The 614-nt window shown below is 34.4% G+C and carries 1 pseudogene; it reads right to left on the bottom strand.

Going from position 1 to position 614, the window contains the following annotated elements:
• Positions 1 to 266: 266 nt before the first annotated feature.
• Positions 267 to 614: pseudogene (locus H5232_RS23550) on the bottom strand (hypothetical protein); the annotation flags it as partial.

The following is a 614-nucleotide window of genomic DNA, read 5'->3' as shown; positions in this document are numbered from 1 at the left end:
GATGTTTTTGTATTTCTTTTTGCTTTCTTGCAGGTAAATTATATAAATAGCATAAGCCTTTGAATTTATCCTTGAGGCTATTTAATCTCTCAGGGTAAAAAAAGCGATTAAATCGCGTTTTTTTAGGCATGATATCAACGGCTAGGTAGTCATTATTTTGCATTTAATATCCTTATTGTTTAATCAACCTTGGCACTTTAAAGTGCCTCAGTTTGAATTCCTTTTCTGATTGTTAACGTATCATTGAATTTGAAACTTAAGCCGTTTCACGGAAAGCCGATAAAAAGCTGAACCAGTAAACGCTTTATTTTATATTTCCACGTTAATTGTTCTATGCGATCAGGCTCTGCCTTCCAATGCTGCCAAGGTTTCGTTATTTCGTCATTGGCTTTACCTTTTAGCCAATCAAATGGAAAAGCATCTTCTAAAATTTCGTCCCTAATTTTAATTTGCTGTTCAATTGAAAAGTCTACCCAAAAGTCTGAAGGACGATTATTATTTTTATCAAACTCTGCTGTAATTGGATCTAAATGTCGGTGTTGTTCATATACCGGCACATCGGGCAATGGCTTACTTAAATCCATAAAGCGCACATAACACTCCCATAATAAATA

It is taken from the genome of Pseudoalteromonas sp. SG41-5 (genome assembly GCF_014164495.1).
GTDB lineage: Bacteria > Pseudomonadota > Gammaproteobacteria > Enterobacterales > Alteromonadaceae > Pseudoalteromonas > Pseudoalteromonas rhizosphaerae.
Note: the sequence above shows the minus strand (reverse complement) of the source record. Positions and strands in the feature narration are given on the sequence as shown.